At 44.4% G+C, this 16,168-nt stretch carries 12 protein-coding genes and 1 riboswitch; of the genes, 11 read left to right on the top strand and 1 reads right to left on the bottom strand.

Features of this window, described 5'->3' with window-relative positions:
• Together KAH19_RS10495 and rpsO are read left to right on the top strand one after the other, a co-directional pair.
• Entirely contained in the window at nucleotides 1-924 is a 924-nt protein-coding gene (locus tag KAH19_RS10495) for a bifunctional riboflavin kinase/FAD synthetase (RefSeq protein ID WP_210684547.1), read from the top strand.
• A 155-nt stretch (nucleotides 925-1,079) separates the two neighbouring features.
• Nucleotides 1,080-1,346, top strand: a complete 267-nt coding sequence (gene rpsO / locus KAH19_RS10490) for a 30S ribosomal protein S15 (RefSeq protein ID WP_210684546.1) — start codon at nucleotides 1,080-1,082, stop codon at nucleotides 1,344-1,346.
• 434 nt (nucleotides 1,347-1,780) lie between these two features.
• On the opposite strand, the gene KAH19_RS10485 is transcribed toward rpsO, so the two are convergent.
• Complete coding sequence (locus KAH19_RS10485) at nucleotides 1,781-1,981, bottom strand: helix-turn-helix domain-containing protein (protein WP_044484102.1); 201 nt, start codon at nucleotides 1,979-1,981, stop codon at nucleotides 1,781-1,783.
• A gap of 223 nt (nucleotides 1,982-2,204) precedes the next feature.
• Between KAH19_RS10485 and KAH19_RS10480 the strand changes: the two genes are divergently transcribed.
• From KAH19_RS10480 to KAH19_RS10440, 9 genes are all read left to right on the top strand, one after another.
• Nucleotides 2,205-5,441, top strand: a complete 3,237-nt coding sequence (locus KAH19_RS10480; protein WP_210684545.1) for a helicase-related protein — start codon at nucleotides 2,205-2,207, stop codon at nucleotides 5,439-5,441.
• On the top strand, nucleotides 5,441-6,055 hold the full coding sequence (locus tag KAH19_RS10475) for a DUF4391 domain-containing protein (protein WP_210684544.1): 615 nt from the start codon (nucleotides 5,441-5,443) through the stop codon (nucleotides 6,053-6,055). The genes KAH19_RS10480 and KAH19_RS10475 overlap by 1 nt, the downstream gene beginning before the upstream one ends.
• Complete coding sequence (locus KAH19_RS10470; protein ID WP_246869370.1) at nucleotides 6,052-7,935, top strand: site-specific DNA-methyltransferase; 1,884 nt, start codon at nucleotides 6,052-6,054, stop codon at nucleotides 7,933-7,935. Before KAH19_RS10475 ends, KAH19_RS10470 begins: the two co-directional genes overlap by 4 nt.
• A complete protein-coding gene (locus tag KAH19_RS10465) occupies nucleotides 7,935-11,102 on the top strand; it encodes a type III restriction-modification system endonuclease (protein WP_210684543.1) in 3,168 nt (1,055 codons plus the stop codon). The genes KAH19_RS10470 and KAH19_RS10465 overlap by 1 nt, the downstream gene beginning before the upstream one ends.
• 161 nt (nucleotides 11,103-11,263) lie before the next feature.
• Nucleotides 11,264-11,429, top strand: a riboswitch (Lysine riboswitch).
• 93 nt (nucleotides 11,430-11,522) lie between these two features.
• Nucleotides 11,523-12,293 carry a 4-hydroxy-tetrahydrodipicolinate reductase gene (dapB, locus tag KAH19_RS10460; RefSeq protein ID WP_210684542.1) on the top strand — a complete coding sequence of 257 codons (771 nt, stop codon included), beginning with the start codon at nucleotides 11,523-11,525 and terminating at the stop codon, nucleotides 12,291-12,293.
• A 20-nt stretch (nucleotides 12,294-12,313) separates the two neighbouring features.
• The gene (locus KAH19_RS10455) at nucleotides 12,314-13,351 is read left to right on the top strand and encodes an aspartate-semialdehyde dehydrogenase (protein ID WP_210684541.1); all 1,038 of its coding nucleotides are present in this window, start codon (nucleotides 12,314-12,316) and stop codon (nucleotides 13,349-13,351) included.
• Between the two features lie 111 nt (nucleotides 13,352-13,462).
• On the top strand, nucleotides 13,463-14,683 hold the full coding sequence (gene dapG, locus KAH19_RS10450) for an aspartate kinase (protein ID WP_210684540.1): 1,221 nt from the start codon (nucleotides 13,463-13,465) through the stop codon (nucleotides 14,681-14,683).
• A gap of 132 nt (nucleotides 14,684-14,815) precedes the next feature.
• Nucleotides 14,816-15,712 carry a 4-hydroxy-tetrahydrodipicolinate synthase gene (gene dapA, locus KAH19_RS10445; RefSeq protein ID WP_210684539.1) on the top strand — a complete coding sequence of 299 codons (897 nt, stop codon included), beginning with the start codon at nucleotides 14,816-14,818 and terminating at the stop codon, nucleotides 15,710-15,712.
• A complete protein-coding gene (locus tag KAH19_RS10440; protein ID WP_210684538.1) occupies nucleotides 15,709-16,116 on the top strand; it encodes a CGGC domain-containing protein in 408 nt (135 codons plus the stop codon). The genes dapA and KAH19_RS10440 overlap by 4 nt, the downstream gene beginning before the upstream one ends.
• Nucleotides 16,117-16,168: the final 52 nt, after the last annotated feature.

Raw genomic sequence — 16,168 nt, 5'->3', positions numbered from 1 at the left:
ATGGAGATTATTACTTCTTTAGAACAACTGCATAAATTTTCCGCTCCCTGTGTGGTAGCATTGGGTACCTTTGACGGTTTGCATCGCGGTCATCTTGATGTAATTGAAACCGCAAGGGACAAGGCGCGTGAAGGCAATTCGCAGCTGGCGGTATTTACCTTCAGCAACCATCCTTTTGAATGGATTCGTCCGGGCATGGTGCCGCCGGCGCTGATAACCGGCGCGCAAAAGCAGGAGCTTTTGCAGCAGCTTGGCGTGGATGTGCTGGTGGACATTCCCTTTAATCAGCAGGTGGCGGACCTTTCGCCGCAGGAATTTCTGCAGCGACTGCAGCAGCTTGATTACAGCTGTCTGGTAGTCGGTGCCAACTTCACCTACGGCTGCCGCGGACAGGGAACTGTCTACACGCTGGCTGCTTCTGCCAAGACCATGGGCTTTGAGCTGATTGTGCGCGAGCTGGTAAGCGAGGGCGCAACTGTGATCAGCAGCACCGCTATCCGTCAGCTGATTGCCGCAGGCAAGGTAGCAGAGGCTGCAGCTATGCTGGGGCGCAGCTACAGCATCAGCGGCACTGTGGCGCACGGCAACGAGCGCGGTCGCTTGCTGGGATATCCTACGGCCAACATTGAGCTGGAGGATGCCCATGTTACGGTTCCTCTGGGGGGAGTGTATGCTGTGCGGGTGATTGTCAACGGCAAAAGCTATCACGGCATGGCTAATATTGGTTATAATCCGACCTTTGGCGATGTTGCCAAACCGCGTCTGGAAACGAACATCTTTGATTTTACCGGGGATCTTTACGGTCAGCAGCTCACAGTGCAGTTTGTGCAGCGCATCCGCGGCGAAGTAAAATTTGCCGGCATTAAGCAGCTCAAGCAGCAGCTGGCGCAGGATAAAAACGACTGCGAAGCGGCTTTGCGGTAAATTAAAGCTGTTTTTATAAAAATCTTTACAAAATACTTGCTATACAGTGGCAAGATATGGTATACTATCATAGTATTTGAACCAAGGCCTGGCAGTTCGATTCTCCAACGGCTGCTACGCTTATGGCAATTTGAAATTTTAGGAGGAAACAAACAATGTTAACTAGCGAAGCTAAACAAGCAGTAATTCTGGCAAATGCACGTCATGAAGGTGACACCGGTTCTTCTGAGGTACAAATCGCAGTTCTGACCGAACGCATCAAATATTTGACCGAGCATCTGAAAGAGCACAAAAAAGACCATCATTCCCGTCGTGGCCTGCTGAAACTGGTAGGTAAACGTCGTGGCCTGCTGAACTACCTGGCTGGTAAAGACATCGAACGCTATCGTGCAATCATTGCTAAACTGGGTATCCGTAAATAATCCGGTTTATGCTGAAAAGTCCGTCCTAAGGGCGGGCTTTTTTTGTGCTTGGATTTGGGTAAAAGAGGAGTATCTCGTGCAATAGTATTAAAAATAATTAATACCAACGCAAAAATCACTCATAGTGTTAAAATAAATTAATACTATCGACAAAATGTGCGATAGTGTTAAAAATAATTAACACTGTTGCGGGTGGTGGTGGGTTGGGCATTTGAAAAAAATAGAATTAAGGATGAGTATACGTATGTTAATCAGTCGATTCTATTACGAGAAAAGTGCACTAGGTGAAAAATCTCGTAATAGGGAATGGTGATGAAGCAGCAAAAAGAGAATTCTATTACGAGAAAAGTGCACTAGGTGAAAAATCTCGTAATAGAAAATATCGTTATAATAAAAATAAGGATTCACTTCCGATTTACTTGCGAAGTGAATCCTTATTTTTTGTTTGTTAAGCCTAAAATGTAATCCGTGGATGTGTTATGAAATTTAGCCAAGGCAATGAGTATATCTGTCGGTATATCTCGTTCGCCTTTTTCATAGTTGCTGTAGACTCTTTGTGAGCAGTTAAGGATTTCAGCCATTTGTGTTTGCGTCATATCCTTGTCCTCACGTAAGTCGCGAATGCGCTGATACATTGTTATCACCCAATAACATTATAGAAAGAGATGGCACTCCAACTTGCTATTTAGCGCAAATTGCGCTGGAATCAGAATAGAAAAGTATTAGCTTGCTAATACTTCAGGCAAAACACACTCGATGTGTGCTTTTGCTTGACTGGGGGGGACAACAGTGTATCATTATAATGAGTTATTGACAAATTTTCGACATATAAACAATTAACGGAGCTGACTTGGGAAAATGAAATTTATTAATAATGTAAATGAAACGCTGAAGGATGATTTGGCCTTAGAATTGCAGAAAGGCAGCATGCTGTCCATTGCGGCAGCAGATTTTTCTATGTATGCATTCGAAGCTCTACGTAAGGAGCTGAGCGAGATTGACGAATTACGTTTTATTTTCACTGACCCTACTTTTATTCAAAAAGAGAATAGCAAGAAAGAAAAACGCGAATTTTATATTCCTAAAATAAATCGTGAGCGTCGTATTTATGGCACGGAATTTGAGGTAAAGCTGCGCAACGAATTAAATCAAAAGGCTATTGCTAAGGAATGTGCTGAGTGGATTAAGAAGAAGGTTACTTTCAAATCCAATGTTGGTAATAAGGAAATTACAAATAGGTTTATCTTGTTGAACGACATAGCATATTTCCCAGTTAATAGCTTTACGACTGTTGATTTAGGCTGTGAGCAGGGAAATACTATGAGCATGAACATAGCTAAGGTAGAAAGCCCTATGTCGCAGGCACTCATAGAGCAATTCGCCAAGCTCTGGCAGAACGACGAAGAGTTAAAAGACGTAACCAACAATGTTATAAGCAGTATAAGCTCGGCTTACAATGAAAATGCACCTGAATTTATTTATTTCGTGACGCTGTATAATATTTTCCATGAATTTCTTACGGATATCAGCGAGGATGAGCTGCCGAATGAGCGTACAGGCTTTAAGAACAGCAAAATCTGGAATATGCTCTTTAATTTTCAACGTGATGCTGCGTTAGGCATTATTAATAAGCTGGAAAAATATAATGGCTGTATTTTAGCTGACAGTGTTGGTTTAGGCAAAACCTTTACTGCATTAGCCGTTATCAAATATTATGAAGGACGCAACAAGAATGTACTTGTATTATGTCCGAAAAAGCTGGCAGACAACTGGAATACGTATCGCGCTAACTATAAAAACAATCCTATTGCCAGTGATAGGCTGCGTTATGATGTTTTATATCATTCTGACCTGCTGCGCAAGCGTGGTTATAGCGGTGAGATTGATTTGAGCAGGATAAATTGGAGCAACTATGACCTTGTAGTTATTGATGAATCGCATAATTTCCGTAATGGCGGTGCCTTTGATGGCGAAGATAAAGAGAATCGCTATACGGTGCTAATGAACAAGGTTATTCGTGAGGGCGTGCAGACAAAGGTGTTGATGCTTTCTGCTACTCCCGTTAATAATCGCTTTAACGATTTGAAGAATCAGCTGCAATTGGCCTATGAGGGTGATAGCAGCAAAATTAATGATAAGCTGAATACCAAAAATTCTATAGATGATATTTTCCGTAATGCGCAGGCAGCCTATAATCATTGGTCGAAGCTGCCTCCGGCAGAACGCACAGTGCAGAATTTGCTGGAGAACCTCAGCTATGATTTTTTCAATTTGCTTGATTCTGTAACTATTGCACGTTCGCGCAAGCATATTACCAGATATTATGATACGAAGGCTATTGGCAGCTTTCCTGAACGCAAAACGCCGCTATCCTTTCGCCCTGCGTTGGTTAAGAATGGCGCAGTAAATTATAAAGAAATATTTTCGAAGCTTGATGAGCTGGAGCTGTCTATATATACTCCTACGGAATTTATTTTGCATAGCCGTTTGCCGAAATATGCAGAGCTTTTTGATGATAATAAGGTCAATACGGGTTTTACACAGGCGAACCGTGAGCGTGGTATTCGTCGACTGATGGCGATAAATATTTTGAAGCGCATGGAAAGCTCCGTGTATTCGTTCAGGCTGACTGTGGAAAGAGTGCGGGCTAGTATTTGCGCAGCATTGCAAAAGATAGACAGCTTCACGCAGCACAGGCTTGCTAATGCGCAGGTGGATACCGGTACTGATTTCAGCGGCGCCGATTTTGATATGGAAGAGGAAAGCTTTGTTGTGGGCAAAAAGGTGCCTATTGAGCTGGCTGACATGGATATTGTGGGCTGGGGGCATAGCTTGCAGCATGACAAGGAGTGTTTGGATGAGCTGCTTGGGATGGTGCAGAGCATTACGCCTGTGCAGGATAATAAGCTGCAGGAGCTGCTAGAGCTTATAGACGATAAAATTCAGCATCCCTTAAATGCAGATAACAAGAAAATTATTGTGTTTACTGCCTTTGCCGATACTGCTGCTTATCTTTATGAGCATGTCAGCAAGCATGTGCAGGAGCAGTTTGGCTTGCATACGGCGATGGTTAAAGGATCGGTGGATGGCAGATGCACGATACCGAAGCTTAGGTGTGATTTGAATACCGTACTGACCTGTTTTGCACCCTTGGCGAAGGATAAGAAGCTGATTTTCCCTGAGGATAAAAACGAGATAGATATTTTGATTGCTACTGATTGTATTTCCGAAGGTCAGAATTTGCAGGATTGTGATTTTCTTGTGAATTATGATATACATTGGAATCCAGTGCGTATCGTCCAGCGCTTCGGGCGTATTGACCGTATCGGCAGCAAGAATGCGTATATTCAACTGGTCAACTTTTGGCCTGACGTTGATTTAGATGAGTACATAGATTTGAAAAGTCGCGTTGAAAGCCGTATGAAGGCGGTGGATTTGACGGCGACGGCAGATGACAACCTGCTGAGCAATAATGAAAAGCTGGATTTGCAATACCGCAAGCAACAGCTGAAGCAACTGCAAAAAGAGGTTGTTGATTTTGAAGATATGGGTACAGGTATTTCCATCATGGATTTGGGCTTGAATGAATTCCGCCTGGATTTGCTGGAATATATCAAGACGCATGGCAAGCTGGATAAAACACCCTTTGGCCTGCATGCCGTTGTACCTGCGAGTGAGGAATGTCCTCCGGGTGTAATTTACGTGCTGAAAAACTGCACGGATAACATAAATATAGACAGAAAAAATCTTCTGCATCCGTTTTACGCCGTATATATTGGCGAGGATGGCGAAATTATCTGCAACCATCTGGCGCCGAAAAAGCTGTTGGACAAGCTGCGCTTTACCTGCCGTGGCAAGGATAAGCCTTTGACAGACGTGTGCAGCGATTTTAACAAGGCAACGAATGACGGCAGAAGTATGGGTATTTATTCCCAGCTTTTGGAGGATGCTATTGCTTCCATAATCAACGTGAAGGACGCTGACGATGTTGACAGCTTCCTGAGCGGTGAGGAAATCAGCTTCTTTGATAACAGTATTAAAGGACTGGATGATTTTGAACTGATTTGCTTCCTCGTTGTGCGAGGTGAGCAGTGATGTTAGGCTTACCGCAGACTACAGAAGTAAAAAAGATTATTCCCAAACGTGCCTTATATAGCAAGTTTGAACTGAATACAGCGGAGCAGAAGGAGTTTGACGTAGCCATTAGGCAGATGACCATCGTCAACGAAATTTCCTTACGCACAATTCCTGCCTTGCAAAAGCAGGAGCAGGGAAAAGCCGTTTTTGTTTTGGCAGTACAGCTGAAGCAGGAGGGCTGTGCGGAAAGGCTTTTGCAAAGGCTGTGCAGGCTGATTGACCAACGCTTGCTGTTGGCGCTTTGCTATGAGGACAAGCTGCAGCTGGCGCTGTATTTCGATAACAGAATATTACTCAATGAATTTATGCCTGTGGCTGAGCAGAAGGTGAATTTGCAAGGCACAAGCTTGAACGATATTTGGGAGCACTTAGCTCTGCAGGTGGCAAATTTAACGCCACTTGCAGGGCTTACACCTGCTTCCGTAATTGCCAATGCCGGCAGGCGGGCTGAAACAGAAGCACAGATAGCAGCGCTGACGAAGAAGATGTTTGCGGAAAAGCAGGCACGCAAAAAACTGACCTTGCGTGAAGCTATAAACAAGCTGAAAAAAGAACTGGAGGATTTACAATGATGGAACATCTCAACATGCAATCTATGGATAAGGTTGCAGCAAACGTAGCAAAAATAAGGGAGCTATTTCCAAATTGCGTTACAGAAAGAATCAATGCGGAGGGCAAGCTGGAGCATGCCATTGATTTTGATATGCTGAAACAGGAGCTTAGTGACCATGTTGTAGATGGCTTGCAGGAACGTTACCAGTTTACCTGGCCGGATAAGCGCAAAGCTATTCTTGCTGCCAATGCGCCGATTAACAAAACCTTGCGCCCCTGCAGAGAAGAAAGCGTTGACTTTGACAATACGGAAAACCTTTACATTGAAGGCGACAATCTGGAAGTGCTGAAGCTGCTGCAGGAAACATACTTAGGCAAGGTGAAGATGATTTATATCGACCCACCTTATAATACCGGTAATGACTTTGTATATGAGGACGATTTTAAGCAAAGTGCGGATGAATATATTGATAATAGCGGACAGCTTGACGAAGAGGGTAATCGTCTTGTAGCTAATACAGAAAGCAATGGGCGTTTTCATACCGATTGGCTGAATATGATATATCCAAGGTTGAAGCTGGCGAAGGATTTATTGCGAGAGGATGGAGTTATCTTTATCAGCATTGATGATAACGAAGTTGAAAATTTAAGAAAAATTGGTGATGAAATTTTTGGTGAGAGTAATTTTGTTAATCAAATAATTTGGCATAAAAAATATGGTGCTGCCAATGATGCTAAGTACTTATCTGATGTTCATGATTACATTTTGCTGTTTTGTAAAAACAAAGAAAAATGGCATCCTAATTTGTTCGAAAGACCGGCAGAATTAAATGCAAAATATAAAAATCCAGATAATGATCCGCGCGGTCCATGGATTGCTACTAATTTATCAGTAAAAACTTACTCCTCAACTAATGATTATGTGATAAAGTCTCCTGCTGGATTAGAATTTACTCCACCACCATCTCGCTGTTGGAGTGTATCTAAAGAGAGATATGAAGAAATGTTAGCAGATAATCGCATAACTTTTGGTAGTGATGGATTATCTAGACCATATAAGAAAACATTTTTGTCAGAAGTTCAACAAGGTATAGTACCGACAACTGTATGGTCTTATGATGATGCAGGACATAATATTGGTGCGAAATCAGAATTAAGAGATATTTTTAAAGAGATAAGAGTGCCATTTGATACTCCAAAGCCTACTAAATTAATAAAAAGAATAATAAAAATGGCAGAAACGGAAAGTTGTGATGATATTATTTTAGATTTCTTTTCTGGCTCAGGAACAACTGCGGATGCCGTTATGCAACTTAATTCAGAAGACAGAGGAAAGAGAAAGTATATTTTAATTCAATTAGAAGAAGAGACTTTGGAAAAATCGATAGCACGTATGGAAGGTTACAAAAACATCTGCGAAATAGGCAAGGAGCGCATCCGCCGTGCCGGTCAAAAAATCAAAGAAGAAAATCCGTTGACAACGCAGAATTTGGACATCGGCTTCCGTGTTTTGAAATGCGACAGCAGCAATATGGAGGACGTGTACTTCACGCCGAAGGATTACATGGATAAACAGCAGAGCTTGTTTGTTGATAATATCAAAAAAGACCGCAACGATGAGGATTTGCTGTTCGATGCTATGCTGAAGCTGGATACGCCGCTTTCCAGCAAAATAGAAAGAATCACTATTGCCGGCAAAACTGTCTACAATGTGGCGCAAGGTCATTTAATGGCATGCTTTGATAAGAACGTGACGGATGAGGTTATCACTGCCATTGCCAAAGAGATGCCGAGCTATTTTGTTATGCGTGACAGCTCGCAGGCTGATGACAGCGTAGCGATTAACTTTGAGCAGATTTTCAACACCTATAGTCCGCAAACTGTGAGGAGGGTGCTGTAATGAAGTTCAGTTTTAAAATTCAGCAGTACCAGACGGATGCCGTCAATGCAGTGGTGGACGTGTTCAAGGGACAGGTGCGTCCTGCGCAGGATACCAGTTACTTTTTTGATCCGGGCAGACTTGTGCCGGTGAAAACAAAAAAAGCAAAGAATACCAATGGTTATAATTTGTTTCAGCAGGAGCTTGATGAACAGGAAGCCAAGCAGGATATAATACTCGGTTATGCCAATGCGCCTATCAAATTGGATAAGGCACAGCTTTTGGAAAATATTAAGCTCATTCAGGGCAATAATAATATAACTCCGTCGAAGGAGCTTATAGAAGGTCAGGGAAAGTGCAGTCTTGATATCGAAATGGAAACAGGTACAGGCAAAACCTATGTCTATATCAAGACCATGTTTGAGCTGAATAAGCAATATGGCTGGAACAAGTTTATTATCATCGTGCCTTCTGTCGCAATCCGTGAAGGCGTCAAGAAAAGCCTGGAAACTATGGAAGAGCATTTCATGAGCCAGTATGGCAAGAAAGCGCGTTATTTCATTTATGACAGCAAGAATCTGACGAAGATTGATGATTTTGCCAAAAGCAACGAAATCAACGTAATGATTATTAATAATCAAGCCTTTGCTAAATCCTTGAATGAGGATAAGAATAAGGAAGGCCGTGGCGGTGATAAGGGTGCGTTGATTATTTACAGTGAACGTGATGAATTCGGTTCACGCAAGCCTATTGATGTTATTGCCAAAACTAATCCGATTTTGATTATCGATGAGCCACAGAAGTTGGCAGGCAATGTTACGCAAAAAGCAATGAAGCGCTTTAATCCATTGTTTAGCGTAAATTATTCTGCTACGCATAAACAGGAGCATAATGAAGTATATCGTTTAGATGCGATTGATGCCTATAATCATAAGCTTGTCAAAAAGATAGAGGTTAAAGGTATTGAGGTTGTAAATCTTAAAGGCATCGACGGTTATCTTTATTGCGACAGCTTTGTTACGTCTAAAAATAAACCTCCCATGGTAAAGCTGGAATTTGAACAGCAGCTTAAAAGCGGTACTGTAAAGCGTGTTTTACGCAATTGTGCTTACGGAGATAATCTGTACGAGCTTTCTAACGGCATGCTGCAGTACGAAGGTTATAAAATCAGTGAAATTGATGCCAGTGATACAGGCTGCGTAAGATTTACCAACGGAGAAGAATTACATGGCGGTGAAGTTGCCAACAACAGTCAGGAAATGTCAGATTTACGTCGTGTACAGATTCGTGAAACCATCAAATCTCACTTTGAAAAGGAAGAGCAGCTTTTTGCGCAAGGCATCAAAACCTTATCGCTGTTTTTCATTGATGAGGTGGCCAAGTACAGACAATACGACGAAGATGGCACACAAAAGCTGGGCGAATACGGCAAAATATTTGAAGAAGAATATCAGAAAATATTCAGAGATAGGATGCAGGAGCTTTATCAAACACCTTATGGCGAATATCTGAGAAATATGGCTGCGGATGTAAGTGCAGTGCATACAGGTTATTTCAGCATCGATAAAAAAGGCCATAGCGTTGACAGTAAATGTGAGCGTGGCAAGGATACCTCTAACGATGAATCTGCCTATGATTTGATTATGCGCAACAAAGAAGCATTGTTAAGCTTCAATAATCCGGTGCGTTTTATATTCTCTCACTCCGCGTTGCGTGAAGGCTGGGATAACCCCAATGTTTTCCAAATCTGTACCTTGAAGCAGTCTAACAGCAATGTCAATAAGCGTCAGGAAGTCGGCCGTGGCATGCGTATCTGCGTCAATCAGCAGGGTGAGCGCATGGATGAAAGCGTTTGCGGAGCAAATGTACACATAGTCAATAAGCTGACGGTTATTGCTAGTGAAAGCTATGCCGATTTTGTCGACAGCCTGCAGGATGAAATCAAAAAAGCTTTGTATGAACGTCCTGAAAAGGTATCTATAGAGTACTTCTTCGGCAAAGTAGTAAAGGTTGGCGATGAAACCTATAAAATTGAGGGTGAGCAGGCACGTCAGATAGTGAAATATCTTGACAGACATGATTATCTTGACGATGATGACAGAATCACCGAAAAGTATAAGCAGGATGCTGCCAACGGTACCTTAGAGCCTGTGCAGGATAAGCTTAAGGATATTGAGCCTGCTGTACATGTGCTGATTAAGAGCCTGTATGATAAAGATTCACTTAATGAAATGATTACTAACGGTAACCAGACAACGGTAGAAAACAAGCTCAACAATAAGAATTTTGAAAAGCAGGAATTCCAGGAGCTGTGGAAGCGTATCAATCGTAAGTGTGCTTATACCGTAAAGATTGACAGTAATGTGCTGATTGACAAGGCTGTGGCAGCGATTAATACCAAACTGCAGGTTACTCAGACACTTTATACCTTGAGCGTCGTATATCAGAAAAATAATATGCAGGCGCATGAATTAGAGCAGAAAACAAGCTTTGTAGCACCTTCGCATACTACAAATGTATTGCAAAATGCTCATGACAGCAGCTTGAAGTATGATTTACTGCACGAGCTGACACAAAGGACTTCTTTGACTCGTCGCACTGTTGCTGCTATTTTGAGCAGAATCAATATGAGGAAGTACATGAAGTTCCGTGATAATCCGGAAGAGTTTATCAGTAAGGTTGCACGTCTGATTAATGAGCAGAAGGCAGGCCTGATTGTAGAAGGCGTTACCTACAATACAACAAATGAAGTGTTTGACAAAGAAATCTTTACGGCGGAATGTCATCGTGTTGCATTATCCAAGGTATTTCCTGCGTTGCGCGCCGTAACGGATTATGTTGTTACTGATGGTACGGCAGAGCAGAGCGTGGAGCGTAAATTCGTTGAAAATCTGGATAAAGCGGATGAAGTCGCAGTATATGCAAAGCTTCCGCGAGGCTTTTACATTCCGACACCTGTAGGCAAATATTCGCCTGACTGGGCAATTGCTTTTAAAGAAGGAAAGATTAAGTACGTATATTTCATTGCCGAAACTAAAGGAACAAATGAAAGTACGGAACTGAAATCTATGGAGCAGGCGAAAATTAAATGTGCCGAAAAGCTTTTTGAAAAGCTTTCCAATGGCGAAGTGCATTACGGTCAGGTAAAGGACTACAAGAGCCTGATGGATATCGTACTGGATAAATAAAATCACAACCGAATATGGAATAATTCGCACTGATAGTTTGCTTGTGCCTATGTGTACACTCTTTTTGTAAAATCTTTACACTTGTTGCTATAAGAAGATGCTAATAATTTTCCTCGTTGACAAATAGCAGTAACAGTAATATAATTTTTTTAATAGCAAACCATTAAGATAGAGGCGCGGAAAGCATGAGTAGGTTGTGGAGCGGGAGCTGAGAAGCATCACAAAAGGGCTAACGCCGAAGTGCAATGGCAGCCGTGTCGTTGTGCTGGGCCGTCAGTGAAAGCTGCCGGACTGTCGCTGCATCTGCAGCGGAGGGCTATCTCGGCTATGGGTGTGAATATTATTTAGCATGCTAACCGTTGAGATAGAATCCAAAGGAAATATCTCAACGGTTATTTTTATGATTAAGGAGTGAACGACATGATTCGTGTTTTGGTAAATGGTGCGCTGGGCCGCATGGGCAGCGAGGTATGTAAAAAGGTTTATAGCGAAGCTGATTTGGAGCTTGTAGGTGCTGTTGATATTAAGGAAGGTACTGTGCAACTGGGTGATGGTGTTAAGGTAACGACTGATCTGGTTGCTGCCATTGAAGCTGCCAAACCGGACGTTGTTGTTGACTTCACCCGTCCTGATGTTGTTATGGGTAACCTGCGCAAAATGCTGCCGCTTGGCGTGCATGCAGTAGTTGGCACAACAGGCTTCAGCGATGCGGATTTAAAAGAGGTTGATGAGCTGGCACGCAAGCACAACACCAGCCTGCTGATTGCTCCGAACTTTGCGCTTGGCGCAGTTGTAATGATGAAGCTGGCGTGTGAGGCTGCCAAATATTTCCCGCATGTGGAAATTATCGAGAAGCATCACGATAATAAGCTGGATGCTCCCAGCGGTACGGCGATTATCACCGCACAAAAAATTGCTGAGGTGCGCAAGGCTATGCATCAGGGCAATCCTGATGAAAAGGAAACCATGGCAGGTGCGCGCGGTGCGGATTACGAGGGCATGAAGATTCACAGTGTCCGCTTGCCGGGTTATGTTGCTTCCCAGGAGGTTATCTTCGGCGGTCAGGGCGAAACTCTGAAAATCAGTACCGACCCGATTAACCGCGAATGCTACATGCCGGGCGTTGCGCTTGGCTGCCGCAAGATTGTTGACCAAGTAGGCCTGGTATACGGCTTAGATAAATTACTCTAAATAGTGAGGGGGAGAATTTTATGAAAAAGTATAATGTTGCTATTTTGGGCGCTACCGGTGCTGTTGGTACTGAATTTCTGAAGCTTATCGAAGAAAGAAACTTCCCGTTTGCAGAACTGCGTCTGCTGGCTTCTAAGCGCAGCGCAGGCAAGCAGATTGAATTTATGGGAAAAACATATACTGTGCAGGAGGCCACTAAGGACTCCTTTGAGGGCATTGATATTGCTCTGTTCGCAGGCGGCAGCGTTTCCAAGGAGTTCGCTCCTTACGCTGTAAAGGCCGGTGCCGTTGTTATTGATAACTCCAGCACCTTCCGTATGGACCCCGAAGTGCCGCTGGTTGTGCCGGAGGTTAACCCCGATGACATCCTGAAGCACAAGGGCATTATCGCTAACCCTAACTGCTCTACCATTATTATGGTTATGGCACTGAAACCGCTGTATGACCTGGCACGCATTAAACGTATCGTCGTTTCTACCTATCAGGCTGTTTCCGGCGCAGGTAAAGAGGGTATTGACGAGCTTACCGACCAGACTAAGGCTTACAGCGAGGGTAGAGAGATGGAGGCACACATTCTTCCGTCCGCAAGCCTGCCGAAGCATTATCCGATTGCGTTTAACCTGATTCCGCAAATTGATGTTTTCCTTGACAATCTCTATACCAAAGAAGAGATGAAGATGATCAACGAAACCAGAAAGATTATGCATGATGACGAAATGCGCATCACCGCTACTACCGTGCGTGTGCCTGTATACCGCAGCCACAGCGAATCTGTAAACATTGAATTTGAGCATGATCTGGAGCTGAAGGATATGGCAGCTGCTATTGATGCCTTCCCCGGCGTTCAGATGATGGATGATCCTGCCAACCAGGTTTATCCGATGCCTTTATATACCTCGGAAAAATATGACTGCTTCGTTGGCCGTCTGCGCCGCGATGAGTCCAATCCGAACACCTTCAACCTGTGGGTAGTAGGCGACCAGATCCGCAAGGGCGCTGCGCTGAACACTCTGCAGATTGCTGAGGTTATGATTAAAAATGGCTGGTTAGAAAAATAATAATGCACCTCTGCGGTGTAAAGACTAAACGGCGTACAGCTTGTACGCCGCAGCCTTTCCGGCATCCGGTACATTTTGCATTTTAATTTAAACAGATGAGGAGCAATTTACATGAAAATCATTGTACAGAAATTCGGCGGCACCTCCGTCGCGAGCGAGGAAGCCCGCGTTGCAGTTAAAAATAAGGTACAGCAGGCTATCCGCAACGGTTACTCCCCGGTAGTAGTAGTTTCGGCTATGGGACGCAAGGGCGCACCCTACGCAACCGATACGCTTATCGGCGCCCTGAAGGATGTTAATCTTTCCGTTAATGTGCGTGAGATGGATATGATGATGTGCTGCGGCGAAATCATTTCCTCCTGCGTAATGGCAGCAACTCTGCAAAAATTCGGCATCAATGCTATGGCGCTCACCGGCGGTCAGGCAGGTATCATTACCGATTCTCAGTTTGGTGCAGCACGTATCAAAAACATCAATACCTCCGGTCTTATCCGTCTTTTGGAGGCAGGCATCATTCCGGTTGTCTGCGGCTTCCAGGGTATGACGGAAAATAACTACAAATTTACGACCTTGGGCCGCGGCGGCAGCGACACTTCCGCTGCTGCACTGGGCGCTGCACTCAAGGCTGATTTTGTGGAAATTTATACAGACGTTGAAGGCATCATGACTGCTGACCCGCGTATTGTCGAGAAGGCTAATATTCTGCAGCAGATTTCCTATGCTGAGGTTTGCCAGATGGCGCAGAACGGTGCGAAGGTTATTCATCCGCGTGCCGTTGAAATTGCTATGGGCAGCAATATTCCCATGTATGTTAAATCTACCTTCAGCGATGCTCCCGGCACTCTGATTACCAGCGAACGCATCGGTCAGGGTAACGGCGGCGAAATTGCGATTAACGAATCCTGCGCCAGCGGTGTAGCTCATCTTAATGATCTGGCACAGTTCCGCATTGACCTGAACCCGCAGGATATTACTGCAGGCCGCAATCTGTTCGAGGATTTGGCGGATGCAGGCATCAGCGTAGGCTGCCTGAACCTGTCCGAGAAGGAAGCAATGTTTGCAGTATTCTCTCCGGATGTAGAGCACACCTGCAAGGTGCTTGATGCAACCGGCTTTAAATATACGCTGAACGAAGGCTGTGGCAAGGTTTCCGTTGTCGGTAGTGCTATGCGTGGTGTGCCCGGCATTATGGCTACCTTTGTAAGTGCGCTTGCCAGCCACAATATCGCTATTTTGCAGACTGTGGACAGCGATACCACAATTTCTGCGATTGTTAAAGAGGAGCATTTGGTGGAGGCGGTTAAGGCATTGCATGAGGCTTTTAAATTATAAGTCTCCGTCTGTGTCGCTACATTTCCTTAGCGTACCATTTAGTACGCCGTAAAAAATATAAAATCATTTAGATAACAATCAATATACCATAGAGAATTTTAGTTTCTATTAGTTTTAAGAGGTGGAATTACAATGAAAAAACCGTATTTTGGCAGATTATTAACGGCAATGGTTACGCCGTTCAACGCTGATGGCAGCATCAATTATGCAGCCGGTGCAGATTTTGCTGACTGGCTGCTGGCTAACGGCAGTGACGGACTGGTAGTAGAAGGCTCTACCGGTGAAGCTGCAACCATGGACATGGATGAAAAAATTAAATTCATGCAGACCATCGTTGCACGTGTAAACGGCCGTGCTAAAATTGTTGCCGGTGCAGGCACCAACTGCACTGCCAGCACTATTGACCTGGTTAAGAAAATGGAGGCCTGCGGTGTTGACGGCGTGCTCGTAGTCGGACCGTACTACAACAAACCGACTCAGGAAGGCTATTACCAGCATTTTGCAGCCGTAGCAAAGGCTACTAAGCTGCCGATTATCGTATATAACGTTCCCGGACGTACCGGCGGCAACATTGCTCCGGAAACTGTTGCACGTCTGGCAGCAGATTTCAGCAACATTGTTGCTATTAAAGAGGCAGCAGGCAACGTAGCACAAACTGCAGAGCTGTATCGTGTGCTGCCGGAGGATTTCTCCATTTACAGCGGTGACGACGGCCTGATTCTGCCGTTCCTGTCCGTTGGTGCCTGCGGCTTGATTTCCGTTCTGGCCAATGTTAACGGCAACATACTGCAGCAATTGATGCAGGCTTACAGCGAAGGCCGCGTTAAGGATGCCGCTGACCTCAACAAGGTTATGGTGCCGCTGGCTAAGGCTATGTTCATAGAAAGCAACCCGATTCCTATCAAAGCTGCCGTTACCAAGGTTACCGGTATTGAAGCAGGTGCTCCGCGTCTGCCGCTGACTCCGATCAGCGCTGCGGCTGAGGCTAAGCTGGATGCAGCTTTAAAAGCAGCAGGCATGATAAAATGAGCAAGCTGGTAGTAATTATCCAGTGCGACACAGTGCAGCAGCGTTGCTGCGGCTACAACTGTACGCACGCCTTTTACAGCCGTGAGGGCAAGTTTGCCGGTTATCCAGAGGATACGCATTACATGAGCTTCACCTGCGGTGGCTGCTCCGGCGGTGCGCTGACGGTTAAGCTGGAGAATTTGGCGAAGCGCCTGCGCCGCTTTAAGGAGGATGGGCAGGAGATTTGCGTGCATCTTTCTACATGCATGGTATCGGATAATTCGCATAAGCCGCCTTGTCCGCATCTTGATTACATTCAAAAGATTTTAGCGAAGAAGAAGCTTACCAATATTGTTCATGGTACTTATATTTCCAAAACGGCAACCAGACGTCGCGAGGAAGGTATCTACAAGGAATTTGAGTGAGTTTTGAATAAGCAATGAAAAACACCCTGCGTATTGCCGTTGGCAATGCACA

Source organism: Phascolarctobacterium sp. Marseille-Q4147 (genome assembly GCF_017968825.1).
Classification (GTDB): Bacteria; Bacillota; Negativicutes; order Acidaminococcales; family Acidaminococcaceae; genus Phascolarctobacterium_A.
This window is presented reverse-complemented; position numbering and strand designations above follow the sequence as displayed.

Bases quoted from the DNA above. Each gene is read 5' to 3' on its own strand.
- KAH19_RS10495 (WP_210684547.1), top strand. From the start codon at position 1: ATGGAGATTATTACTTCTTTAGAACAACTGCATAAATTTTCCGCTCCC.
- rpsO (WP_210684546.1), top strand. From the start codon at position 1,080: ATGTTAACTAGCGAAGCTAAACAAGCAGTAATTCTGGCAAATGCACGT.
- KAH19_RS10485 (WP_044484102.1), bottom strand. From the start codon at position 1,981: ATGTATCAGCGCATTCGCGACTTACGTGAGGACAAGGATATGACGCAA.
- KAH19_RS10480 (WP_210684545.1), top strand. From the start codon at position 2,205: ATGAAATTTATTAATAATGTAAATGAAACGCTGAAGGATGATTTGGCC.
- KAH19_RS10475 (WP_210684544.1), top strand. From the start codon at position 5,441: ATGTTAGGCTTACCGCAGACTACAGAAGTAAAAAAGATTATTCCCAAA.
- KAH19_RS10470 (WP_246869370.1), top strand. From the start codon at position 6,052: ATGATGGAACATCTCAACATGCAATCTATGGATAAGGTTGCAGCAAAC.
- KAH19_RS10465 (WP_210684543.1), top strand. From the start codon at position 7,935: ATGAAGTTCAGTTTTAAAATTCAGCAGTACCAGACGGATGCCGTCAAT.
- dapB (WP_210684542.1), top strand. From the start codon at position 11,523: ATGATTCGTGTTTTGGTAAATGGTGCGCTGGGCCGCATGGGCAGCGAG.
- KAH19_RS10455 (WP_210684541.1), top strand. From the start codon at position 12,314: ATGAAAAAGTATAATGTTGCTATTTTGGGCGCTACCGGTGCTGTTGGT.
- dapG (WP_210684540.1), top strand. From the start codon at position 13,463: ATGAAAATCATTGTACAGAAATTCGGCGGCACCTCCGTCGCGAGCGAG.
- dapA (WP_210684539.1), top strand. From the start codon at position 14,816: ATGAAAAAACCGTATTTTGGCAGATTATTAACGGCAATGGTTACGCCG.
- KAH19_RS10440 (WP_210684538.1), top strand. From the start codon at position 15,709: ATGAGCAAGCTGGTAGTAATTATCCAGTGCGACACAGTGCAGCAGCGT.